The sequence below is a fragment of the Paenibacillus sp. 01T443 genome, assembly GCF_056398325.1.
Map to the genome: position 1 here is coordinate 1 of NZ_JBFTPE010000094.1, position 354 is coordinate 354.

Consider the following 354-nt stretch of genomic DNA (forward strand, 5'->3'; position numbering starts at 1 on the left):
GGGGTGAAGTCGTAACAAGGTAGCCGTATCGGAAGGTGCGGCTGGATCACCTCCTTTCTAAGGAAATACCCGAACCCGATGAGGTTCGGATAAACTTGGCAGTTTATCGCTTACTCGTTGTCAGTTTTGAAAGAGTAACTGCAATACATAGATGAAGAACGAAGCATATTGCTTGATCTGATTCGTGGCATTGTTGGACGCTTTCTTTAGTTATGTCTAGTCATCCGTTTGGTGGCGATGGCGGAGGGGAACCACACGTTCCCATACCGAACACGACCGTTAAGCCCTCCAGCGCCAATGGTACTTAGACCGCAGGGTCTTGGGAGAGTAGGACGTCGCCAAGCGGGTTATCTC

2 rRNA genes are annotated in these 354 nt (G+C 50.0%); both read left to right on the forward strand.

The features are described 5' to 3' along the window. Positions 1-57, forward strand: a 16S ribosomal RNA gene (locus tag AC1DLI_RS34450); the annotation flags it as partial. A gap of 170 nt (positions 58-227) precedes the next feature. After that, a 5S ribosomal RNA gene (gene rrf, locus AC1DLI_RS34455) occupies positions 228-344 on the forward strand. Positions 345-354: the final 10 nt, after the last annotated feature.